Origin of the sequence: Arsukibacterium sp. (assembly GCF_033721375.1) — a bacterium.
Classification (GTDB): domain Bacteria; phylum Pseudomonadota; class Gammaproteobacteria; order Enterobacterales; family Alteromonadaceae; genus Alishewanella.
In genome coordinates this window covers 35753-57285 of record NZ_JAWWAP010000008.1, presented here as the reverse complement: position 1 = coordinate 57285, position 21533 = coordinate 35753, and the positions used below count along the sequence as shown (strand labels likewise).

General features: G+C 48.7%; 23 protein-coding genes and 1 riboswitch. Of the genes, 12 read left to right on the top strand and 11 right to left on the bottom strand.

Annotated elements, in window-relative coordinates; genetic code table 11:
- Window positions 1–45: 45 nt before the first annotated feature.
- Entirely contained in the window at window positions 46–642 is a 597-nt protein-coding gene (locus R3187_RS13345; RefSeq protein ID WP_318967554.1) for a hypothetical protein, read from the bottom strand.
- A gap of 118 nt (window positions 643–760) precedes the next feature.
- On the opposite strand from R3187_RS13345, the gene R3187_RS13340 reads away from it, so the two are divergent.
- Together R3187_RS13340 and lysC are read left to right on the top strand one after the other, a co-directional pair.
- Entirely contained in the window at window positions 761–1033 is a 273-nt protein-coding gene (locus tag R3187_RS13340) for a DUF3081 family protein (RefSeq protein ID WP_318967553.1), read from the top strand.
- Between the two features lie 164 nt (window positions 1034–1197).
- Window positions 1198–1371, top strand: a riboswitch (Lysine riboswitch).
- A gap of 93 nt (window positions 1372–1464) precedes the next feature.
- The gene (gene lysC / locus R3187_RS13335; RefSeq protein ID WP_318967552.1) at window positions 1465–2814 is read left to right on the top strand and encodes a lysine-sensitive aspartokinase 3; all 1350 of its coding nucleotides are present in this window, start codon (window positions 1465–1467) and stop codon (window positions 2812–2814) included.
- Between the two features lie 54 nt (window positions 2815–2868).
- On the opposite strand, the gene queC is transcribed toward lysC, so the two are convergent.
- Window positions 2869–3525, bottom strand: a complete 657-nt coding sequence (queC, locus tag R3187_RS13330; RefSeq protein WP_318967551.1) for a 7-cyano-7-deazaguanine synthase QueC — start codon at window positions 3523–3525, stop codon at window positions 2869–2871.
- A gap of 96 nt (window positions 3526–3621) precedes the next feature.
- On the opposite strand from queC, the gene queE reads away from it, so the two are divergent.
- Window positions 3622–4290 carry a 7-carboxy-7-deazaguanine synthase QueE gene (gene queE / locus R3187_RS13325; RefSeq protein ID WP_318967550.1) on the top strand — a complete coding sequence of 223 codons (669 nt, stop codon included), beginning with the start codon at window positions 3622–3624 and terminating at the stop codon, window positions 4288–4290.
- Window positions 4291–4324: 34 nt separating this feature from the next.
- On the opposite strand, the gene R3187_RS13320 is transcribed toward queE, so the two are convergent.
- The gene (locus R3187_RS13320) at window positions 4325–4906 is read right to left on the bottom strand and encodes an LON peptidase substrate-binding domain-containing protein (RefSeq protein ID WP_318967549.1); all 582 of its coding nucleotides are present in this window, start codon (window positions 4904–4906) and stop codon (window positions 4325–4327) included.
- 170 nt (window positions 4907–5076) lie between these two features.
- Here R3187_RS13320 and R3187_RS13315 point away from each other — a divergent pair, with 170 nt between their 5' ends.
- The gene (locus R3187_RS13315) at window positions 5077–5853 is read left to right on the top strand and encodes a substrate-binding periplasmic protein (protein ID WP_318967548.1); all 777 of its coding nucleotides are present in this window, start codon (window positions 5077–5079) and stop codon (window positions 5851–5853) included.
- A 7-nt stretch (window positions 5854–5860) separates the two neighbouring features.
- Here R3187_RS13315 and R3187_RS13310 read toward each other — a convergent pair whose 3' ends face one another.
- The 4 genes from R3187_RS13310 to R3187_RS13295 are packed head-to-tail and all read right to left on the bottom strand — an operon-like array spanning window position 5861 to window position 8726.
- Complete coding sequence (locus tag R3187_RS13310) at window positions 5861–6301, bottom strand: DUF2069 domain-containing protein (protein ID WP_413229027.1); 441 nt, start codon at window positions 6299–6301, stop codon at window positions 5861–5863.
- Entirely contained in the window at window positions 6298–6885 is a 588-nt protein-coding gene (gene wrbA / locus R3187_RS13305) for an NAD(P)H:quinone oxidoreductase (protein WP_318967547.1), read from the bottom strand. Before wrbA ends, R3187_RS13310 begins: the two co-directional genes overlap by 4 nt.
- Window positions 6885–7232: an arsenate reductase (glutaredoxin) gene (gene arsC / locus R3187_RS13300; RefSeq protein WP_318967546.1), complete on the bottom strand. Its 348-nt coding sequence runs from the start codon at window positions 7230–7232 to the stop codon at window positions 6885–6887. The genes wrbA and arsC overlap by 1 nt, the downstream gene beginning before the upstream one ends.
- 45 nt (window positions 7233–7277) lie before the next feature.
- Window positions 7278–8726, bottom strand: coding sequence for a M48 family metalloprotease (locus tag R3187_RS13295; RefSeq protein ID WP_318967545.1), 1449 nt, complete (start codon window positions 8724–8726; stop codon window positions 7278–7280).
- A gap of 256 nt (window positions 8727–8982) precedes the next feature.
- On the opposite strand from R3187_RS13295, the gene R3187_RS13290 reads away from it, so the two are divergent.
- The 3 genes from R3187_RS13290 (at window position 8983) to R3187_RS13280 (ending at window position 12136) form a co-directional block, all read left to right on the top strand.
- Window positions 8983–10056 (top strand): AI-2E family transporter, encoded by a 1074-nt coding sequence (locus R3187_RS13290; protein WP_318967544.1) that lies wholly within the window; start codon window positions 8983–8985, stop codon window positions 10054–10056.
- A 266-nt stretch (window positions 10057–10322) separates the two neighbouring features.
- Window positions 10323–11573, top strand: coding sequence for a cytochrome P450 (locus R3187_RS13285; RefSeq protein ID WP_318967543.1), 1251 nt, complete (start codon window positions 10323–10325; stop codon window positions 11571–11573).
- A gap of 29 nt (window positions 11574–11602) precedes the next feature.
- A complete protein-coding gene (locus R3187_RS13280) occupies window positions 11603–12136 on the top strand; it encodes a DUF421 domain-containing protein (RefSeq protein ID WP_318967542.1) in 534 nt (177 codons plus the stop codon).
- Between the two features lie 36 nt (window positions 12137–12172).
- Here the strand turns inward: R3187_RS13280 and R3187_RS13275 are convergent, their stop codons facing one another.
- The 4 genes from R3187_RS13275 to R3187_RS13260 form a co-directional block, all read right to left on the bottom strand.
- Complete coding sequence (locus R3187_RS13275) at window positions 12173–14194, bottom strand: TonB-dependent receptor family protein (RefSeq protein ID WP_318967541.1); 2022 nt, start codon at window positions 14192–14194, stop codon at window positions 12173–12175.
- Window positions 14195–14208: 14 nt separating this feature from the next.
- Window positions 14209–15333, bottom strand: a complete 1125-nt coding sequence (locus R3187_RS13270; protein ID WP_318967540.1) for a PQQ-dependent sugar dehydrogenase — start codon at window positions 15331–15333, stop codon at window positions 14209–14211.
- A gap of 106 nt (window positions 15334–15439) precedes the next feature.
- Window positions 15440–15910 carry a thioredoxin-dependent thiol peroxidase gene (gene bcp / locus R3187_RS13265; protein WP_318967539.1) on the bottom strand — a complete coding sequence of 157 codons (471 nt, stop codon included), beginning with the start codon at window positions 15908–15910 and terminating at the stop codon, window positions 15440–15442.
- A 46-nt stretch (window positions 15911–15956) separates the two neighbouring features.
- Window positions 15957–16478, bottom strand: coding sequence for a glycine cleavage system protein R (locus tag R3187_RS13260; protein WP_318967538.1), 522 nt, complete (start codon window positions 16476–16478; stop codon window positions 15957–15959).
- A 184-nt stretch (window positions 16479–16662) separates the two neighbouring features.
- Here R3187_RS13260 and dapA point away from each other — a divergent pair, with 184 nt between their 5' ends.
- From dapA to hda, 5 genes are all read left to right on the top strand, one after another.
- The gene (gene dapA, locus R3187_RS13255; protein WP_318967757.1) at window positions 16663–17544 is read left to right on the top strand and encodes a 4-hydroxy-tetrahydrodipicolinate synthase; all 882 of its coding nucleotides are present in this window, start codon (window positions 16663–16665) and stop codon (window positions 17542–17544) included.
- Window positions 17545–17625: 81 nt separating this feature from the next.
- The gene (gene bamC, locus R3187_RS13250; RefSeq protein ID WP_318967537.1) at window positions 17626–18690 is read left to right on the top strand and encodes an outer membrane protein assembly factor BamC; all 1065 of its coding nucleotides are present in this window, start codon (window positions 17626–17628) and stop codon (window positions 18688–18690) included.
- 86 nt (window positions 18691–18776) lie between these two features.
- On the top strand, window positions 18777–19493 hold the full coding sequence (gene purC, locus R3187_RS13245) for a phosphoribosylaminoimidazolesuccinocarboxamide synthase (protein ID WP_318967536.1): 717 nt from the start codon (window positions 18777–18779) through the stop codon (window positions 19491–19493).
- A gap of 83 nt (window positions 19494–19576) precedes the next feature.
- Window positions 19577–20704 (top strand): DUF2066 domain-containing protein, encoded by a 1128-nt coding sequence (locus tag R3187_RS13240; protein WP_318967535.1) that lies wholly within the window; start codon window positions 19577–19579, stop codon window positions 20702–20704.
- Window positions 20705–21400: a DnaA regulatory inactivator Hda gene (gene hda / locus R3187_RS13235; RefSeq protein WP_318967534.1), complete on the top strand. Its 696-nt coding sequence runs from the start codon at window positions 20705–20707 to the stop codon at window positions 21398–21400.
- Window positions 21401–21533 lie beyond the last annotated feature (133 nt).

Genomic DNA, 21533 nt, shown 5'->3' with positions numbered 1-21533 from the left:
GCTCCAGTTATTGAAGGTTGTTTATAATTATAAGAGTTACAGTTTTCAGTCAGCATAGCCCCAGGGGGTTGGCGGTAACGCGACTGGTTGGGTCAGGTCAAAATCAACCCGGAATTCCCGGCCTTCCCGGATAAGCCGGTAGCTGAATTTTTCCGGGTAGATAAACATTTGCCAGATATTGGTATTAGACTGCGGAATACCGCGGGCGCTAAACAGCTCTTTTGAGTACTGATCGGCCGGAAACGACTGAACATTAGCCCAGCCCGCATCGAGTGTCTGACCACCATACATCGTTTGCTCATCATGGCTGCCATCGGCATTACGATGGTCATGCTTCAGGGTAAGACCAGAGCCGGTTTTAGAGATAATCCAGGTACGGGAATGATCGTCGCCGACATGAAACGGAATTTGCAGCTGCTGGTCGGTGCATTTTCTGATGTGCATAATCAGCGCACCCTCAAAACCCGGCGCTGGTGGGTTATCGACCGCAATGTTGCCGGCAAAGGCTTTGCCGCACAGCGCTTTTAGCTGCTTAAAAAAAGCATCATGGGTTGCGATAGAAACCAGCGGTGCGTCCTGAACAATATTGGCGCTTGCGCCGAGGCTGACTAACAGCACGGCGGCAATCAGGGTCTTTTGCATTTTTTTCTCCTAATAAGACATCCGTACTATACCTGCATTGCGTAAAGTCATCAAACCAATGGCTTTTAGCTGCTATGCTAATGAGCAAACCCGACGATAGCGTTAAAACGGACTGATTATGCATAATGAACTGGATGGTAAATTACTTTTAAATGTCTACGCCAAAGTAGAAAAGCATGGCAAACCAGTCGATACCGACCACGGTGCCGGTTTTACCCTGGATGGGCTGACTGTCAGCCAGGGTTTTGATGGTTATGAAGTGTATTTTCAGTCAGCGAAAGTGCAACTGACCCTGGGGTTTCATCATAAGTGGCACAGTGACGCTCAGAATGAAAAAGACATGGATGCTTTTATTGAGCTGATTAAGCACATTAACAACCATTACAGTTAATTAAAGTTATCCTTACTAAGGCAGTATTCAGTTATAGCTGGTATGATGCGGCGCAAAATAACCGATGGAAAATCGGTAGACGTGCGCTAAGCTGATAGACGGCTATAAGGCTATTGCTATCTGGCGGCTGACGAGGTAAAGTGGCCGCCGTCAATCATATCTGATAGACCAGAAGAGGCGCGTTAACCAGGTAACCCATGACAGAAGACTATACTTCGCAGCACGGGCCAGGGGGATTAACGCCGAGAAAGCACACGATATAGTGTGTGTGCTTTCGGTCGGGCAGGCTGAATCCTGCCGACTGTCACCTGTTTGTTTGGTGGAGAGCTTCTGGCCTTTGTTATCGATAGCAACGGTCTGTATTCATTTCCGTTTTGCTGCAATTAGCAAAAGCCATGCTCTGCTTATTTTATTTGTAAGGAGAGACACCCTTGTCCAATCTTATTATTGCCAAATTTGGCGGCACCAGTGTTGCTGATTTTGATGCGATGAGCCGTTGTGCCGATATTATTCTGGCCAACAATGCCATCCGGGTTGTTGTGGTCAGTGCCAGTTCCGGCGTTACCAACCTGTTAGTCGATATTACCAAAACCACCAGTGTTACCGAGCGTTATGACGCTTATGCCGGTATTGAAGCCATCACGTTAGCCGTACTTAACCGCCTGAGCCAGCCTGGGCAGGTGGCAGAGGCGATTGAATTGCTGCTTGGCGAGCTAAAAGCCCTGATTGAAAATGGTGGTGCGGTATACAGCAGTGCCCATAAAGATCTGATTCAATCATTCGGTGAGCGTTTAAGCTCGGCGCTATTCAGTCAGGTTTTGCGCGAGCGTGGCGCTGCTGCCCAATGTTTTGATATTCGCCGGGTAATGCGCACCGATAGCCGCTTTGGCCGGGCCGAGCCGCAGGTAAAACAGATTGCTCAGCTGGCTGAAGTGCATTTACAGCCATTAATCGCCGAGCAGCGGATTGTGACCCAGGGCTTTATCGGCCAGGACGACTTTGAACAAACCACCACGCTTGGCCGTGGTGGCTCAGATTACAGCGCCGCTTTGCTGGCAGAGGCGTTACAAGCAGATACCGTACAAATCTGGACCGATGTGGTCGGTATATTTACCACCGATCCGCGCTTAACCGATCAGGCGCGCTGCATCGGTGAAATCAGCTTTGATGAAGCGGCCGAAATGGCGACCTTTGGCGCGAAAGTGCTGCATCCGGCCACGCTTATTCCGGCGATGCGGCGCAATATCGGGGTGTTTGTCGGCTCCAGCCGTGAACCCGAAGCCGGTGGCACCTGGATTGCGAAAGAAGTAAAACAGCGGCCGCCTTACCGCGCCATTGCTTTGCGTAAATCACAAACCCTGATCACGGTAAAAAGCCCGGACATGCTGCATGCCGCCGGTTTTTTAGCCCGGGTATTTGATATTTTAAGCCGGCATCAGATCTCGGTTGATTTAGTTACCACCTCAGAAATCAGTGTCGCGCTGACGTTAGATGAAGGCGGCATGACCAGCGCCTTCAGCCATGCGGTAGAGCCGGCGCTACTGGAGCTTAGAGCATTTTGTGAAGTGGTGGTAGAGCAGGGCTTAAGTCTGGTGGCAGTAATTGGTAACCATTTGCACAGCAGCAAAGGCATTACCGGAGAGCTGTTTAAAACGCTGGAGCGGATTAATATGCGGCTGATTTGCCACGGCGCCTCCAAACACAACCTGTGCTTTTTAGTACAGGATGCCGACGCACCAGGCGTAGTAAAACAACTGCACTCCAGCTTATTCAGTGCCTGAACTTAAACAACATGCCGGGCTCGCTTATCTCAGAGCCCGGCTGGTGATTGAACGTTATTCGTATGGCAGCGGATCGGTGGCGTTATTAAGATTAAAGGCTTCCAGGCGCTCCTGGCATGAGCCGCATTTGCCGCAGGCTTTATCGCGGCCGTTGTAGCAGGTCCAGGTTTTGCTGTAATCAAGGCCCATCGCCAGGCCGTCGGCCAAAATTTCAATTTTTGTCTGGTACAGGTAGGGGCTGACAATATCGACCGGCTGGTAATTCGCTATCTGACAAACGTCATTCATTTTCTGCACAAATTCCGGCCGGCAATCCGGATAAATAAAGTGATCGCCGGAATGAGCGCCGTAATACACCGCCCGGGCGCCAATTGAATCCGCGTAACCTACCGCCAGCGATAGCAGAATCATATTGCGATTGGGCACTACCGTCGATTTCATATTATCGGCCGCATAATGGCCCTCGGGTACATCGATATCGCTGGTTAGCGATGAGCCACTGATCAGCTGGTTAATCGCTGAAATATCGACAATTTTATGGTTGATATTCAGCTCTTTACAGACATCTGCCGCACATATCAGTTCTTTAACATGGCGCTGACCATAATTAAATGACAGAGCATAAACATCGTGACCGGCGGCGATTGCTTTATGCAGGATAGTAAATGAATCCATACCACCGGAATAAATAACCACAACTTTTTGGCTCATCACTGTCTCTCTCTGTATAATAGCGGGCAAACTGGCCGCGCATTGTACTTGAACATGGCGGTCAGATCACCTGCTTGTCTTAAAGGAAACCGCGGCTTGTTGTATAAGGTTAACGAAATTTTTGAAACCATTCAGGGCGAAGGCAGCTTTACCGGTGTGCCGGCGATTTTTATCCGGCTGCAGGGCTGCCCGGTTGGGTGTGCCTGGTGTGATACTAAACATACCTGGACAATTAACCCGGATTTGCAAGTTGCGCCAAAGACACTGATGGCCAAATCAGCGGAGACTGAACAGTGGTCAGCGTTTACTGTAGAGCAATTTCTGGCACTGTTTCAGGAGAAAGGCTATCAGGCGAAGCATGTCGTGATAACCGGTGGTGAGCCCTGCATGTACGATCTGAATCCGCTCTGTAACACTCTGCATAATGCCGGTTATCAGACCCAGATTGAAACCAGCGGTACTTTCGAGATCCTGGTCCCTGCCGCCAGTTGGGTCACCGTTTCTCCCAAAGTGAATATGAAAGGCGGCTACAAGGTGTTGCAAAGTGCATTGGACAGGGCGGATGAGATAAAGCACCCGGTGGCGATGGATAAACATATTGAGCAGTTACAACAGCTACTGGCACAGACTGAAATCAGTAAAAAACTGATTTATCTGCAACCAATCAGCCAGCAGGCAAAGGCAACAGCACTGGCGATTGCCTATTGCAAAAAGTATAACTGGCGGCTAAGTGTGCAGGTGCATAAGTATCTGGGGATCGAATAATAACCAACAGTTGCAAGCTGGCATAGACCTGAGCTCAGCTGTTGTGTTCCAGCCAGTTCTGTAAACCTTCCAGACAGGTTAACGGATCATGTTCGGCAGAGAGTTTTTGCTTTAAACCGGGCTGCATTGGCATCAGCTCTAACCAGCGTGAAGCCAGCCAGCTGGCATTATCAAGTTCGGGTTCCGGATACAATTGTTGCAGCTGCGGATACTCTGCCAGTAAATGCAGCAAAGAGCTGGCCAGGTCGCTGTAGCGCTGGCTAAGTCTGATTGCAGGCCAGCTGCTTAGTTCGGTTACATTGGCAACATTCAAACCATCTTCTTCCTGCCAGCGGGTTATAATTTCAACCCGTTTTACGCCGCGAACCGTGACACCCAGTAAGCCATCAGGTAACTGCTCAAAATCATCAATTACCACTTCGGTCGCCAGCGGCAGGATCCGATCCTGATGTTGCCGGGTAACAAAAGGATTGAGTAATGCCATCGCAAAGCCGCGATTGCCAAGACCGGCCTCTTTTACCAGCCGGATGTATCGTTTTTCAAACACCCGTAAGCGCATTTTACCGCCAGGTAAAATAAAGCTGCTTAATGGAAATAATGCTAATTGTTTACTCATACTGCCATTCACTGCACATCAGTTGCCAATAATGTTTTGTTTACGGCTGTCGCTGGCTATCAGATCGGAACCTGAACAATATTTCTGCGCGCGGCTCAACTGGCTATTTTAACAAAGCATGTTAAATTAAATGAGTAAGCCATTACTAAATGGAATGCTCCGAGGTATTCATGCTGTGTATCCTGCGTCAGGGTGTCAGACTGCTGCTACTGGTTGCTATGGCTAGCGTGGCAGCAGTTGCCAGTGAAAGAAGCGTGTTACGGGCGGTGGTCAGTGACAGCAATACGCCTCCTTACGCTATTTTTGACGAGTCGGGTATGCTCAGTGCCGGGTTAAGTAAAGATATACTGGATGCGCTGGCGCTGGTCAGCCAGCTGGAAATTCAGTATCTCGACTTACCCAGAGCACGGATAGAGAGCTGGCTTCAGAGCGGTGAAGCCGATATCGCCTGTTTTCTTAATCCCGATTGGGTGACTGAGCCCGCATTATATTTCTGGAGCCCGCCGCTGTTTGCAGCCCAGCAATTATTTATCCGCCGCGCTGATAGCCCGGCAATAAAAGCGCTACCTGACTTGGCTGGCAAACGGGTAGGGACGACCCGCGGTTTTACTTACCCTGAGCTGGAGCAGGTATTTGCGCTGGGCGATGTGATCCGCGATGACGCTCATTCTCTGCAAAGTAATCTGAAACGGCTGGAGCAGGGGCGGCTGGACGTCGTGATGAGTGTCGATTTGTCCTACTATTTCTTTATGAATAATGGCGGGGCAGGTAATTTTGGTGCCGATCCGATCTGGTCAGCGCCACCTTCTGTGTATTGTGCTATCAGCCGACATAACGCGCAGCTCGCTTCCCGGTTACTATCAGGGCTGAACAGGTTGGTAGATAACAGATTTATTAACCGGCAGCTTCGTCGATATAAAGGTGAACCTGCCGAACAAACAAATTAATTGAAGGTTAGCGCCTTGGATCGTCTTTCAATTTTGGAATTTTCAAACCAAGCTCAATGCCGCGGTGCCGGGCATAGTAGGTACAACCGATAAACATCACTGTTGCCAGCAGCAGCTCAATTCCCGCCAATAACTGATACAAACCTGAACTGACCCATAAATTGGTTAGACTGTGTAAAAAGTAAATCATCACAATAAAATTTGCCCAGGCAAAAGTGTATGCATTACCTTTGATAATACCGTACATCGGTAACCACAGTGGCAACCACAACAATGCCGTACTGATGAGTTTATTTCCGGTAACTGCACTGGCGCCGCCATAGGTAGTGGGGGAGAGCCACAATAACCATATTGGCATAAGCAACCATAATCCCCAGTATCCGGTCCGGGCTAATCGCAGATACATTTTAGTACGTGGCGCCATTGCCACAGCCGTATTGTCATTCATTGTTTATCAAACCCTGCAGATTTCAAAGAGATACTCAGATGCGCCAGCCGTTTGCCAAAGGCGACGGCTAACCGCTGTTCATCGACACTTAATTTGGGATTGCCCTGTAAACCACTGACATGGGTAGGGCCATAAGGGGTGCCGCCACTCTGGGTATTATGTAATTCCGGTTCTGCATAGGGTATGCCCATTAACACCATGCCGTGGTGCAGCAAAGGTAACATCATACTAAGTAAATTTGCTTCATTGCCGCCATGCATGCTGCCAGAAGAGGTGAAAACCCCGGCGGCTTTGTTGATTAAATCCCCTTTTAACCAGACATCACTGGTGTTGTCCCAGAACGCTTTAGCTTCCGCTGCCATATTGCCAAAGCGCACCGGGCTGCCAAACGCCAGACCATCACAAGTACTAAGGTCGCTGTTACTGACACAAGGGTGGCGGGCGGGCTGATTATCATCAAAACCCGCGATACAGCGAATAACTGCTGTGGCCCCTGCCTGGGTTATGCCAATGGCAATTTTCTCTGCCAGCGCCAATACACTGCCATGCCGGGAATAATAGAGTACCAGTACCTGAGCGCTCATCAGAGGATCGCGCTTACATTACTTAACGGCCGGCCAATTGCTGCCCGATCACCAATAACAACGATAGGCCGTTCAATCAGCTTTGGATGTTCGGTCATTGCCTTAATCAGTTGCTGCTCAGTAAGCTCAGGGTTATCCAGTTGCAAGCTGGTATAGTCGCTCTCGCCGGTGCGCAGCAAACTGCGAGCAGGTATGTTCAGTTTAGCAAGTATTGCGCTAAGCTCAGCTTCAGACGGTGGTGTTTTCAGATACTCAATAACGTTGAGTGGCTCGCTGGTATGCTGTTGCAACAGTGCCAAAGCATCGCGGCTTTTTGAGCAGCGGGGGTTGTGGTAGATGGTAATCATAAAGTTTTCCGTTAAGTTTTAAACCAGCTGATTAGCTGCAGCGGCTTACATTTTCTGCAGTCGGTCGAATTCAGCCTGTAATTGTTGTTTTTTGGCTTCTACCCGTTTGTTTTCCAGGCGGGAGTTTTCACCAATATGGTTAAGCGCTTCGTTCAGATCATCAATCGCTTTTGGGTAATTAGCCAGCTGATAGTATAAATCTGCTCTGGCTTCATAGTACTTAGGATAATCTTCCAGCTGCTTATAAGCATCGGACAGTAAATCGTAGGCCAGAATATTGTCGCTCTTGTAATAGAGTAAATTGCGCAGCAGATGAACTGCCAGACGATAGCTGCCTGCTTTTACCGCAGCATTAGCATAATTAAGGGTGACAACCTGATTGTTTGGTCTGATCAAATACTCCTGCTCGAGCATTTCCAGTGCTTTGGTAAACTGGTTCTGGCCCAGTAAAATGTCGGTATAGGCGTCGACATAGTATAAATTATGGGGATCATGCTGCAGTAAATCTTCGATAATTTGCTGAGCCTCAGTAAACAGGCCATTATCAAGTTGAGCCAGCGCCAGGCCGTAGAGATTGGCTTTAGTGTTACCACCTGGCTTACTTAACCGTTGCTGAAATATTTCTACAGTTTCTTTAACCGGATATTGATAGCGAGCCAAAACCCTGGCTTTTGTAAGAATGTAGTCCTGGCTGTCCGGAACATAGCGTTTTTCAAATTGCTCTGCCCGTAAGCGGGTATCGCTGACTCTGGCTTGCGACAGCGGATGCGTTTGCAAAAAAGCCAGTTGCTGGTTAACAAAGCGGCTTTGCTGAGTAAGCTTGTAGAAAAACTCGGGTACCGCATAAGGGTCAAAGCCTGAATCAGCGAGGATTTTCATGCCAATCCGGTCTGCTTCCTGCTCATTGCCCCGGGTGAAATTAATTGCGCTTTGCTGCGCAACGCCCTGAGTGGCCATCATAGCCGCCATACCTGCTTCAGGGTTAACTGTTGCCAGCACCACAGCGCCCAGAATGGCTGCCAGCGACATTGGGGCCCGCTGATTCTGCGCTTCAACAAAGCGGGCAATATGCCGCTGGGTTACATGGGCAATTTCATGAGCAATAACCGAGGCAAATTCGCTTTCAGATTCTGACACCGCCAGGGTACCGGTATGCGATGCAATGTTGCCACCGAGCGTGGCGAAGGCGTTAATATTTTTGTTGTTTACCCAATAAAACTTAAAGGGAAATTTAACGTCATAAGCACGGGCAACCAGGCGGTTACCCAGATCATTAAGGTACTCGTCGAGGAGCGGGTCGTAGACCATCGGTAAACTGCCACGGGTCTGGCGCATCAGCACATCGCCCAGCTGTTTTTCTTTTTCAGGGGTAATGGTGGAAAAAGCATTACCGCCAATATCAGGCAAACCTGACTGAGCCTGCACAGGCACGATTACCATGCTGAAACTGGCCAGGCAAGCTATTAAAAACTGCTGTACTGCTTTGTATGACATACTGCCCCGATATTTGTGTCAGATATTGGCATTTACTGGGTAATTGGTCTGCAAGTTAGCGTTTTAGTTCAGTATTAAACGACTAATAACCGCATAAGGTTTCACCAGTTATTCCCTGTTCAGGCGCTTTTTCAAAAACAGCGATAATTTAGCATAGTCTGCGCCCGTGCTGACAGAATTAGCCACAAAATTTGTGGTAAGTTAGGTATACTAAAGCAATGAGTTGTTATTGCAGACAAAGGGTTGGAGCGGCTATATGCTGGACTGGTTAAAAAAGTGGTATACCAATAAGTTTTCAGACCCTCAGGTAGTCACATTATTTTTAACGCTGTTACTGGGTTTTCTAACCATTTACTGGCTCAGTGGTATGCTGGGGCCGGTATTAGTTGCCATTGCCTTTGCCTATTTACTCGAATGGCCTGTCGCGCGCCTGGCCCGGCTGGGTTTTAGCCGCACCATCAGCACCAGCGTGGTGGTTGTCACCTTTATCTCAGTAATTACCTTGATTATTATGTCAATTATTCCAGCAGCCTGGGCCCAGGGCCGCAATCTGGCGCGGGATTTACCCAGTATGATTGAATCGGGTAAGACCTATTTGCTCGAGTTGCCTGCGATGTTCCCCGGCGTTGTCAGTTCAGAACAAATTAACCTGATGATCCAAACAACAGACGAGCGTCTGATGACCTTCAGCCGCGAAATTCTGTCGCTGTCACTGGCTTCAATTTTTGATGTGGTGGCGGTATTGATTTATCTGGTGCTGGTGCCGGTAATGGTATTTTTTATGCTCAAAGACAAAGAGTCGTTAAGTGCCAGTTTTGTCGGGCTGCTGCCAACTGAGCGTAAACTGATTAGTCAGGTCTGGCATGAGATGAATGGCCAGATAATGAATTATATCCGGGGTAAAATTCTGGAAATTCTGATTGTTGGCGCAGTCAGTTTTGTAGTCTTTACGTTATTTGGTTTGAATTACGCATTATTACTGGCGGTTTGTGTCGGTTTTTCTGTCCTGGTGCCTTATATCGGGGCTGCGCTGGCGACAGTGCCGATTGCGCTGGTTGCGTTGTTTCAATGGGGGCTGACAGCCGAGTTCGGTTACCTGATGCTGGCATATGGCATTATTCAGGCATTAGACGGTAATGTGCTGGTGCCGCTGTTATTTTCAGAAGTGGTTGATCTGAATCCGGTATTTATTATCATCGCTGTACTGTTCTTCGGAGGCCTGTTTGGTTTCTGGGGCATTTTCTTCGCGATTCCGCTGGCATCTCTGGTAAAAGCGACGATAAAGGCCTGGTCGAGCAGGGTTCATCCGTTGCCTGAAAATGCGGTTTGAGGCACGCCACAAATACCGCTTCGGCGGGTTAGTTAATAAATGAAAAACTTACTTACCAACTGAAAATATTGCAGTTCTGATACGTGCTGGCTGATGTCAGCACGTATTCTTCCTTAACCGATAAGTGCTGGCCGCAGGCACGATTATTGCTTTTCTATCACCACACGTATTTGCAGTTTTCCATACGACTTACAGTTTATGCCTTTTCAGCTACCTGGCTATCATCCCGGGGAGCGAATTGTAAAATACAATTAGAAGGGACTAATATGGCCAGCATTCCACGCGATTCAATCTTTGATAGCTCACTTGCCCTGCTTAAAGAGGGAAACACTTTTATTTATAACAGATGCAAAAAGTTAAATTCCGATATTTTTGAAACCCGTTTGCTGCTAAAGAAAACAGTCTGTATTCAAGGTAAAGAGGCCGCGAAAGCATTTTACAAGGAGGGCAGATTTACCCGGCAGGGAGCAATTCCCAAATCAGTCTTATGGTCGTTACAAGATGAAGGAAGTGTCGCAACGCTGAACGACGAGGCTCATCACCAGCGAAAAGCCATGTTTATGTCGATGATGACGCAGGCGGCAATAGAAAAGTTACTGCAACATACAGCACACCACTGGCAGCAGGCAATTGGTAACTGGAAAACAAAGGACAAAGTTGTCCTGCTGCCCGAGTTGGAAAAAATCATTTGCGCCGCGGTGTGTCAATGGATAGGGATAAAGCTGACCGCTGAAGAAACAGCAAGCCGTAGTAAAGAGATTGGCGCCATGATTGACGGGGCGGGCAGCGTTGGTTGGCGTAACTGGCGGGGTTTGTTTTGGCGACGCCGAACCGAAAAATGGTTACAACGTTGTATTCTGAAAACCCGCAACGGAGAATTTCAGCCGGAACAAAACAGCCCGTTGTTCATCATTGCTTTTTTTAAAGATGAAAATGGTCAACAGCTCGACACAGATATTGCGGCGGTCGAATTACTCAATATTGTCAGACCCACAGTGGCTGTGGCACGCTACATTCTATTTTGTGCTTTTGCACTGCAGCAATATCCACAATGTCGGCGAAATGTGTGCAACACAGCAGACTATGCCGATTACTTTGTCCAGGAAGTGCGTCGGTTTTATCCTTTTTTCCCATTTGTTGGCGGCATTGTCAGGCAGCCCTTTAGCTGGCAGGGTTATGATTTTACTCCTGGATTACGGGTGTTGTTGGATATCTATGGCTCTAACCGTGATCCACGGGAATGGGATAGGCCAACTTGTTTTAAGCCTGAGCGTTTTGCTCAAAGAACGGACGATTCTTATACTTTTATTCCGCAGGGAGGAGGCGATGTTTTGTTTAACCATCGCTGTGCGGGAGAATGGATAACAACCGCATTAATGAAACAAGCCGTTCTGATATTAACCCAGCTGCGCTATCAGGTTGTAACATCGGGGGTTGAGTTATTGTTACACCGGATGCCAGCAGTGCTGAGTCCGGAATTTACCATCACTCACGTCAACACAATTCATGAAGATTAACTAACGTAGGCGTTGGAGGGGCTACGGTTATGGAGAATATCTTTTTTGATAACTGGCAAACGATATGGCGCACGCTGATCATTGGTGGCTTTGCTTATCTGACTTTGCTGGTATTGCTGCGAATTTCTGGCCGCCGTACTCTTTCAAAAATGAATGCTTTTGACTTTGTGGTTACCGTCTCCCTGGGTTCTACTTTAGCGACGATTTTACTTAATAAAGATGTCGCTCTTGCTGAGGGAGCGCTCGCACTTGCGTTGCTGATTGGTATGCAGTTCATCGTGACCTGGACCAGCGTCAGGGTAAGCTGGTTTAAAAAGTTGATCACGGGCGAACCGGCTTTATTGTTCTATCAGGGACAGCATCTGAACGCGGCGCTTAAGCATAGCCGCGTAACCAGAGAAGAAATTAAAGCTGCCGCCCGCTCAGCTGGTTTTGATGATTTGTCCGACATAGGCGCCATTGTGCTTGAAACAGATGGCTCCTTCAGTGTATTAAGAAAAGGCGATGAGCGCAGTTATTCAACTCTGCAGGATTTATCCACCCCTGCAAAACGGGGAAAATAACTGATGCTCTTGCACTTGTTAATAAAATAGGTATTATCACCAGCGATAACTGATGGCAAAACCGGCGGCTAATTCGCGGCCAGCCGCAGGTTCAAAGGATCTGCCATTGGCCTGATTTACCACGACGGCGCCAACATAATCTTTGTCTGTAATGTTACTCAGACTTAACCACTGTCTGAAATGCCATTGCCGGTACTGTTGTTCGCTGTTGACACTGGCGCTGAAATAGACGGCGGCCGGTGCAGCATTACTGTTTTCATCATCGGTGTAGACCTTACTCCGGTAATGGCTATGCAGCGTCACCTGCAGCGGCAGGCTCAGCTGTGGCGTAAAATGCCATTGCCAGTGCAATTCGGTAGCGGCAACACCAGGTAACTGGTTACCGGCCCTCTGCTCATCGTCAAACTCTGCTCTTAACCAATGGCCGGATAGCTCTGAACGCCACTTTGCTGATAGCTGATAATGCCACTGCAGCTCCAGACCCACTCTGCGGGTTTGGCTGGCATTGGCAAAACTGGTGCGACCGCCTTCACTGCTCTGGGCAATAATTTCATTGCTGGTTGCAATATTAAATAAACTGATACTGGCCCGCTGCTGGTTGCTTTGCCATTTAAGGCCGGTTTCCCACTGCTGGTTGGTACTGGCGTCGAGCTCCAGATTAATACCACCATCAGCCGGGCTATAGGCAAGCTCTGCCAGGGTAGGGGTTTCAAAACCTCTGCCGGCACTGGCAAACCAAGCCAGCTGCGGGGTTAGCTGGTGGTTTATGCCGAGGGCAAAAGCCTGCTGGTAGTAGTTCCGATGACCGCTGTCATCCGGGTTGTCTCCCTGAACAAAATAGTCTGTGATCTGATAGGCCAGATCAGTGTAGCGCCAGCCGCCGTGTACCGTTGTGTTTGCAGCTGGCTGGTAGTTCAGCCTGATAAAACCATCAAGATTACGGGCAGTGTTGTCTTCATCGCGTCTTAAGTCGCCACGCTGGCCAAAATTATTAATAAAGCCAAAGCGCCGATCGTCTGTGCTAACCGCACTGCCGCCGATCACTGCAGCTACTTTGTCATGCAAAGCCAGCTGATACTGACCTTTAAGGCCGTAATACTGCCGCTTAAGCAAAATTTCACCGCCTGCCGAGGTCGTTGCTGATCCCGGGAACGCCAGTCGCTGGTTTATGGCCCGCTCGCCCTGCCAAACGCTGAGCTGAAATGGATTCGCCCCTTCATCAGTTAAGCTGATACTGGTCTGGCGCTGCTTAACCGTTTTTTCAGTATCAAAGGTCTCGGCTGCTGCGATTGTCTGGCGCGGGTTTTCCCGCCATTGGTCCGGGCTTAAACTAAGGGGGTCTTGCAGGTAGGGATCGTAGGCCCAGTCATAGCGCAGTTGTAATTGCAGGCTGTCGGTTAATTGCCGTTGCCAGTTAAGTTGCAGCTGGTCTTTGGCTGCTGTTGAGTGTGGCCGGTAGCCATCGGTTTTAAACTGCTTTGCTGCCAGCTGCAGGCTGTTGTTATCGTTTACCAGTGCGAAATTAAGTTGCTGCTGCTGGTGGTGTTCACTAAGCGCTGCCTGAGTAGTGAGTTCGTTTTCAGTGTACTGGCGGCTATTCAGTGAAATCACTGCGCCGGCACCATTGCCATAAAGTACCGCCAGCGGGCCCCGTAATACTTCAACGCTGGCAATATTATCCAGCAGCACACTGGCCAGCTGGCCCTGACCGTCTGGTGCACTGAGCGGAATGCCATCCTGTTGCAGGTATATGCCACGGATGCCAAAAGGACTGCGACTACCAAACCCCCGGACGCTTAACCGGGTATCCTGGGCAAAATTTGCCCGGCTGTCTGCCTGCAAGCCGGCAATACCCTGTAACAGCTGGGCACTGTCGAACAGTAAACCTGACTGCTCCGGCCAGCTTATATCAACTGTAGCCGGGCTTTGCAGCCAGTTCTGGGCACTGTTGGTCGCACTGACAACAATAATTTCAACCGGTTCGTCAGCATGGCTGACGGCGGTATTAAAAAGTACCGCCAGCGAGCTGGCGGTAAGTAGTGGTTTAAAACGATGCAAAAGCACTCATCCTGTTATTTTTTTGGAGTTAAACGTAAAATCTGGCCATTTTTTTGATCAGTTAATAAATATACTGCGCCATCAGGGCCCTGGCGGACATCACGAATACGTTGGCCAATCATTATCCGCTCTTCATGGGTTACTTTTTCGCCATTGAGTTCCAGTCGGACCAGCTGGCCAAATTTAAGTGAACCTACCAGCAAATTTTGCTGCCAGGGTTTAAACAGTTCAGCAGTATAAAATGTCATGCCACTTGGCGCGATTGACGGCACCCAGTAATGCAGTGGTTGTTGCAGACCTTCTTGTTTGGTTTTGCCAATTTTACCGCCGCCGTATTCTTCACCATAAGTAATTACCGGCCAGCCGTAATTGTGATCAGCCCGGGCAATATTGATTTCATCACCACCTTGCGGACCATGCTCATGCGTCCAAAGCTGGCCGGTTTGCGGATGCAATGCCGCTCCCTGAATGTTGCGATGGCCAAATGACCAGATATCAGCAAGTGCCTTATCCTGCTTAAGGTAAGGATTAGCGGCTGACGGGCTGCCGTCGGTGGTTACTCTTACTACTTTGCCATGGTGGGTATTGAGGGTTTGTGCGTCGTCACGGCGTTGACCACGATCACCCAGGGTGATAAATAAATCACCGTTGTCAGCAAAAACTAACCGACCGCCAAAGTGATGCCGGCTCTCAAATTTAGGCTGGGCACTGAAAATAACCTGAACATCGCTGATGCTGTTTTCGTTAAGGGTAGCCCTGGCAACGGCGGTGCTGCTGCCATTTTCGCCAGGTTCATTATAACTGAAGAAAATCTGATTGTTTTGCGCAAACTGCGGGTGCAGGATAATATCAAGCAAACCACCCTGGCCGGCGACAGTGATGTCTGGCAAGCCGGCTAACGGCTCGCTCAGGCTGCCATCAGCGTTAACGTAACGCAAATGCCCGGCCCGTTCCGTTACCAGCATTCTGCCATCGGCCAGAAATGCCAGGCCCCAGGGATGCTCCAGACCATCAGTGATCATTTCAAGCTGTATCGTCGTTTTTTCTGACTTAATTTCGGTGGTTTGCCGGGCATTGAGGTTGCTGCTTAGCATTAATAGCGCAGCACTGGCGCAAAGTAAAAGGCTGAACCTGTTCATAACATCTCCTGTAGAATTTTGTATATCCTAGTCGTTGCCCTGCCAATTGATATAAAAACCGGCCAGAATGGCCGGCCGGCACGATAAATGTCACTGGCTGCAACACTTACTCGCCTTGCAGGTAGTCCAGCACAACCTGGTGATGATCTTTGGTTTTAAATTTATCGAAGACATGGGCAATGCTGCCGTCCTGATTTACCAGAAAGCTTAGCCGGTGTATGCCGTCATAAACCTTACCCATAAATTTCTTGGTGCCCCAGACGCCAAACTGGTCGGCAACCTGGTGGTCTTCATCGCCCAGCAGGGTGAAATTGAGTTGATCGCGCTCAGCAAATTTGGCCAGCCGCTTTGGCTCGTCGGTACTGATCCCGACAACTTTAACACTGTGCTTCGCTAATTCCTGCTGACTGTCTCTTAAACTGCAGGCCTGCACGGTACACCCTGGTGTCATGGCTTTAGGATAAAAATAAACTAACACTCTGTTATCTTTCAGTAAGTTGCTTAACGTAACCGGCTGATTGTGTTGATTGGGTAAAGTAAAGTCTGGTGCCTGCTGACCAGCTGTCAACGTTTGCATAGTAACTCCTGTCAATTGAAAATATTAACTGGCAATGTGATGCGGTCTATCGCACCGTAAAAGTACCGGTAAGATTCAGCTCGGCCAGCAATGCCATTACCTGACTTTCTAATACTGCCGGCTGCACACCATCGGGAATTTCCAGGGTCATCTGGCTGTGCATATGGACACTGTTATCGTCATTAATGGACGTTGCCGACTGCAAAGAACCAATATAAATATTCTGGCTGGCCAGTAAGCCGGTTATCGCCCCCAGAGTGCCAACCCGATCCGGCCCTGAATAATCCAGCACATAATGGGCCGCTACCTGAGTACGGGGCCGCGCAGTAGTACGCTTAGTCATCGTTGTCAGATCAAGTTCCAGACCTAACGCAGGGATCAGGTATTCAATTTTGCTGATAGCGGCCTGATCACCCTGGATTAGCATAATAAAGGTAAACTCATTGCCAAAAACAGCCATCCGACTGTCGATTATATTGGCATTGTAATCTGTTACCAGCCGTGCCAGTTTACTGACAATACCTGTACGGTCAGTACCAATAGCAGTAATGACGAGTTGTTGAGACATAAAACTCCAACCAAACCATTTCGAAAAAAAAAAGTGATACTGAACAGGGCGCTAAGCTTAACATATGCTGCCTGAGCTAACTATTGGCATTATCGGTTTCCTGTCTTGTGTTTGTCTGCCGCACTCTTTAACATAGGCCGCCTTATAAATGTTGCCTGATTATAGTGTGGAGCCGTTAACTGTGATGTTCAGTGGAAGTATTGTTGCGTTAGTCACCCCTATGCTGCCAGATGGCGGCATTGATTATAAAGGTCTGGAACATCTGGTTGACTGCCATCTGCAGCAGGGTACCGATGGCCTGGTTATTATGGGTACCACAGCCGAAGCAGCAACCATTAGCTTTTCCGAACAACTTGAAGTTATTGGCCGGGTTGCCGCTCAGGTAAGCGGGAAAATTCCTGTATTGGCAGGAAATGGTACCAATGCAACCGCTGAGGGCATATTGCGGACCCGTGAACTTGATAAACTGGCAATAGACGGCTTTCTTACCGTTACGCCGTTTTATAATAAACCGATGCAACAAGGTATGCTGGCGCATTTTCAGCAGGTTGCTGCAGCAACTGATAAGCCGGTGCTACTGTATAACGTTCCCGGGCGCACCGGTGTCGATTTGTTGCCTGAAACGGTAGCTGAACTGGCAATGACAGACAATATTGTTGGCATAAAAGAAGCGACAGGCTCACTGACCCGGCTGACTGAACTGCAACAGCGTTGTCCGGCGGATTTTCTGTTATTAAGTGGCGACGATGCCACCGGGCTTGCTTTTATGCAGGCTGGCGGCCATGGGGTTATTTCGGTTACCGCAAACGTGGCGCCGGAATTGATGAGCCGGCTGTGTCAGCTGGCGCTTAGCAAGCAATTTGCAGCAGCAAAACAGTTGGATGACAGCTTGCAGGGGCTGCATCATCAGCTGTTTATTGAATCAAACCCCATTCCAACGAAGTGGGCATTGCAGCGACTGGGTATGATTGACTCAGATTTTATGCGTCTGCCGATGACCCAACTGGAACCAATTCATCATCAGATAATCGAACAGGCATTACAACAGGCCGGGTTACTGGCCTGACGTCTGAATTTTACAATGGATAATTTAATTCGGTGCTTAACGCCGGGTTGTAACAGAAATACCTTATCAGGAGTAGTACAGGTGCATTATTGGAAAAAAAGTTGTATCACATTGTCGCTGGCGACCGTTTTATTAAGCGGTTGTTCGGTTTTTAACGATGAGCCCGACAGTCGTGTGCAACGTCAGCAAGTGAACCTGGAAATTCCGGCCGATCTGGCAACACCGCGTCAGCCCGGTAAGTACGATATTCCGTCAACCGAAGGTCGCAGCAATGAAGTTGCAGAAAAATCACCGGTATTGGTGCTCGCGACTGCCTCGAGCAGCCGGATAACTGATGAAGCTGAAAAGCTGGCCAGAGTGATGTTCGAGCGCAATGACTTAACCGGTGATCTGGTCCCTTTTCTGCAGGCGCAAATAGTTAATTATTTTAGCGCGCAGGATATCGACATTACACCAACTGACAGCGACAATCTTAGTTTTGAAACCGGCTGGATTAAACGTTATCGCACAGAGGGTTTCTGGTTCTGGCAGGATCAGAAGCAACTGGATGAAGCGCGTTACACTATTACTATAGAGCCGAAACCGCATGGCAGAACGGCCATTGTCAAGGTAAGTCTGCAAGAGCATCGCTATTTTGATCAGCAAGCTCAGCTGACTAAAGCCGCAGCCCGCGATCAGGAAGTAACGTTACTGAATGGCTTAATTAACCAGGTAGCGGTAGCCGAAATAGAAACCGCTGTAGCAAACCGGGACAAGGTGCCGGAGGTCGGTCTTGAGCCCGCCTTAAACAGTGCAGGAGAGCCGGCGTTTATTACCCCGCAGTCAATCGATGTCACCTGGTCGCAATTAGAGCCGGTGTTTGAACAGCTTAATTTTACTGTTAACGATATTAACCGCTCTGCGTTTACCTATTATGTCAGTTATAGCAAGCCAAGCCGCGGCATGTGGTCAGCCATGATGGGACGCGAGCCGCCGCCGGTGCTGCCAATTGCTGACAGCGATTATCAGATTGTATTGCAACGCTCTGCAGACGGTACAGTGATTAACCTGTTATCGAAAGAAGGTAAACCGTTAGCGGCTGACGTTATTGTCGCAGCCTATGATCCCTTCGTTGCCGCAATCCGGGCTGCGAAAGTGGAACTTTAAGCAGAAGACAGAAAAAGTCATTTGCCAACCGCACAAAGATCTTTATACTTTCGCCTGATTTTTTCGCCAGGCGATTGGAGTGAATAATGGTTCAGAAAACGACAGAATTGTATCGTGGTAAGGCCAAAACAGTTTATAACACAACTGATGAAAACTTACTTATCCTTCACTTTCGCAACGACACCTCTGCGTTTGATGGCGAGCGTATTGAACAGCTAGATCGTAAAGGCATGATAAATAATAAATTTAACTTTTTTATAATGCAAAAACTTGAGCAGGCAGGTATTCCTACTCAGGTTGAAGCCTTACTGGCGGATGATGAAGTGCTGGTGAAGAAACTGGCGATGATCCCGGTGGAATGTGTGGTTCGTAATTATGCTGCAGGCTCGCTGGTTCGCCGGCTGGGCGTAACCGAGGGTATTGCCCTGAGTCCGGCAACTTTTGAACTGTTCCTGAAAAATGATGCTTTGCATGATCCTATGGTTAACGAATCTTTAGCTGAATCATTTGGCTGGGCCACTGCTGAGCAATTAGCAGAAATGAAACGTTTAACCTTTAAAGCAAATGATGTGCTGCAAGCGTTGTTTGCCGATGCAGGTATGCTACTGGTTGATTTTAAGCTGGAGTTTGGTGTTTATAATGGCAATATTGTACTCGGTGATGAATTTTCTCCCGATGGTTGCCGCTTATGGGATAAAGAAACCCGCAAAAAGCTCGATAAAGATCGCTTTCGCCAGGGGCTTGGTGGTGTTGTTGAGGCCTACGAAGAAGTCGCCAACCGGCTTGGCGTAAATTTAGGTTAAGCACGCTGCAAAGCCACCGTAAGGTGGCTTTGTTGTGTTATGCCGGAATGTTAATTGGCTATACAGATAATAAAGGAGTTCAGATGGCACAGCAGATGAGGGCGATTAGGCTGTTGCTGGCAACTTTGCTGATATTGTTAAGCAATCTGGTGGCCGCCGTTGAGGTTGAAAATTTATATGTTGCTGATGTCAGTGCTGAGCAAAATCAGCGGCAATGGCAGAGCAATGCCCTTGCGCAGGTTATTACCCGGCTGACGGGTATTACTGATCTTACTGTATATCCGCAAGTTGCCAGTGAGCTTGATGACCCCGCTAAATATGTTAAGCAATTTGAATCAGTGCGGCAAAATGGTTCAAACCGGCTGAGAGTGTTACTGGATGCCAGTTTAATTAATTTGTTATTGCAGCAACAAGGCATTGCTATCTGGGGCGCACAACGCCCAGAAATACTGGCCTGGATAGTGCAGCAGCAAGGGGCTGAGCGGACTTTTTTACGTCAGCAAGAAAATGAGCTGGTCAAACTGTTGTTGCAAAAACTCGCAGAGAGCGGCGTGCCGGTAACCCTGCCACTTTATGATATTGATGATTTGATGCAACTGACGGAAACAGACGTATGGGCCGGCTTCTGGCAACCTATTAATCAGGCGAGTGCCCGCTACCGGCCGGATATGATAATGACGCTGGCATTTGATGAAATCAGCCGGGACGGTGAAAAGCTGCAGCGGTTAAGCTGGCAGCGTCAAAGTCCGGTAGCCGGAACAAACCAGAACAGAATAATTCGTAATGACGTGACTGCGGCCGACCTTCCCGGGCTGGTCACCGCATTTGCTGCATCATTAGGCCAGGAGCTGGCTGCTGAGCAGGCCGTGGTGTTAAGTCCACAGCACAATACCGTTCAGTTGGCCGTTGAAAATTTACAAAGCCTGGCTGATGTAGTGGCGGTAGAGCGCCTGTTAAACCGCGTGCTAGGTGTGGCAGCCGTCACGTTGCATGAATTTTCTGACAACGAGGCGCGTTTTGCCGTTGATTTACAAATTGAACTGTCGCAGCTAATCAGTATTTTGCAATGGCAACCCGCATTAGCACTGGCACAAAGCAATAGTGTGGCTGTGGTGCAAGATAGTGGGCGCAGAAACGACAGATTTGCCGCCGCAGTTGAGCTAAATCCGGGATCAGCGGCTGATGTTAAATATGTGTTTATCAGGCGCTGAATGCAACCGTTACAATATACCCTTGCTGTTACGCTGCCCGATGATGAAACGCTTGATAGCTTTTATGCGGCGGGCCAGACTGAGATAGTTAACGCGGTAAAACGCTATCTGAACGCACCAGGTGGTCAGCCGCCGTTGTTTGTGTTCGGGGCCAGTGGCAGTGGTAAGTCGCATCTGTTATACGCATCCTGTATTTTTGCGCAGGAGCAGGGTTTAACCAGTCAGCTGCTGGCATTGCAGGATTATCGGCTGCTCAGTCCGCGCTTACTTGATGATTTAGAGCAACTTGATGTTGTTTGCCTTGATAATATTCAGGCCATTGCCGACGACCTGAGCTGGCAGATAGCCGTCTTTGATTTGTACAACCGGATGGTTGAACAGGGTAAAGCGTTAATTATTGTGGCTAATCAGCCGCCGGTGCAACTGGGCTTTAAACTGGCTGATCTGGTGTCCCGGCTGCAAGCCTGCCAATCATTACAACTGCGCTTGCTGACTGACGACGATAAGCAAAAACTGCTTCAACAAAAAGCCCATCAGCGTGGTATGGAACTGGGCGATGAGGTCGCCCGTTTTTTACTGAACCGATACGAGCGTGATATCCGTTCACTGGTTACCATGCTCGATCAGCTTGATAAAGCCTCTATTGTTCATCAGCGAAAATTAACTATCCCTTTTATTAAATCTATTCTTACCTAGCAACGCTGCCGGGACGCTTCGGCGTTTACTGGTTGTGCGCTCTACACTTTTTGCCGAAAAAAGCCGGTCAGCTACTGCGTTTTAACTTGCTTTTTGGTGTATCATTAGCGGTTTTAATCTGACTGACTATCTT

Bases quoted from the DNA above. Each gene is read 5' to 3' on its own strand.
- R3187_RS13280 (WP_318967542.1), top strand. From the start codon at position 11,603: ATGGAGAATATCTTTTTTGATAACTGGCAAACGATATGGCGCACGCTG.
- R3187_RS13260 (WP_318967538.1), bottom strand. From the start codon at position 16,478: ATGTCTCAACAACTCGTCATTACTGCTATTGGTACTGACCGTACAGGT.
- bcp (WP_318967539.1), bottom strand. From the start codon at position 15,910: ATGCAAACGTTGACAGCTGGTCAGCAGGCACCAGACTTTACTTTACCC.
- R3187_RS13340 (WP_318967553.1), top strand. From the start codon at position 761: ATGCATAATGAACTGGATGGTAAATTACTTTTAAATGTCTACGCCAAA.
- R3187_RS13285 (WP_318967543.1), top strand. From the start codon at position 10,323: ATGGCCAGCATTCCACGCGATTCAATCTTTGATAGCTCACTTGCCCTG.
- purC (WP_318967536.1), top strand. From the start codon at position 18,777: ATGGTTCAGAAAACGACAGAATTGTATCGTGGTAAGGCCAAAACAGTT.
- hda (WP_318967534.1), top strand. From the start codon at position 20,705: ATGCAACCGTTACAATATACCCTTGCTGTTACGCTGCCCGATGATGAA.
- queC (WP_318967551.1), bottom strand. From the start codon at position 3,525: ATGAGCCAAAAAGTTGTGGTTATTTATTCCGGTGGTATGGATTCATTT.
- R3187_RS13320 (WP_318967549.1), bottom strand. From the start codon at position 4,906: ATGAGTAAACAATTAGCATTATTTCCATTAAGCAGCTTTATTTTACCT.
- R3187_RS13345 (WP_318967554.1), bottom strand. From the start codon at position 642: ATGCAAAAGACCCTGATTGCCGCCGTGCTGTTAGTCAGCCTCGGCGCA.
- R3187_RS13315 (WP_318967548.1), top strand. From the start codon at position 5,077: ATGCTGTGTATCCTGCGTCAGGGTGTCAGACTGCTGCTACTGGTTGCT.
- wrbA (WP_318967547.1), bottom strand. From the start codon at position 6,885: ATGAGCGCTCAGGTACTGGTACTCTATTATTCCCGGCATGGCAGTGTA.
- dapA (WP_318967757.1), top strand. From the start codon at position 16,663: ATGTTCAGTGGAAGTATTGTTGCGTTAGTCACCCCTATGCTGCCAGAT.
- arsC (WP_318967546.1), bottom strand. From the start codon at position 7,232: ATGATTACCATCTACCACAACCCCCGCTGCTCAAAAAGCCGCGATGCT.
- R3187_RS13290 (WP_318967544.1), top strand. From the start codon at position 8,983: ATGCTGGACTGGTTAAAAAAGTGGTATACCAATAAGTTTTCAGACCCT.
- R3187_RS13295 (WP_318967545.1), bottom strand. From the start codon at position 8,726: ATGTCATACAAAGCAGTACAGCAGTTTTTAATAGCTTGCCTGGCCAGT.
- R3187_RS13240 (WP_318967535.1), top strand. From the start codon at position 19,577: ATGGCACAGCAGATGAGGGCGATTAGGCTGTTGCTGGCAACTTTGCTG.
- R3187_RS13310 (WP_413229027.1), bottom strand. From the start codon at position 6,301: ATGAATGACAATACGGCTGTGGCAATGGCGCCACGTACTAAAATGTAT.
- R3187_RS13270 (WP_318967540.1), bottom strand. From the start codon at position 15,333: ATGAACAGGTTCAGCCTTTTACTTTGCGCCAGTGCTGCGCTATTAATG.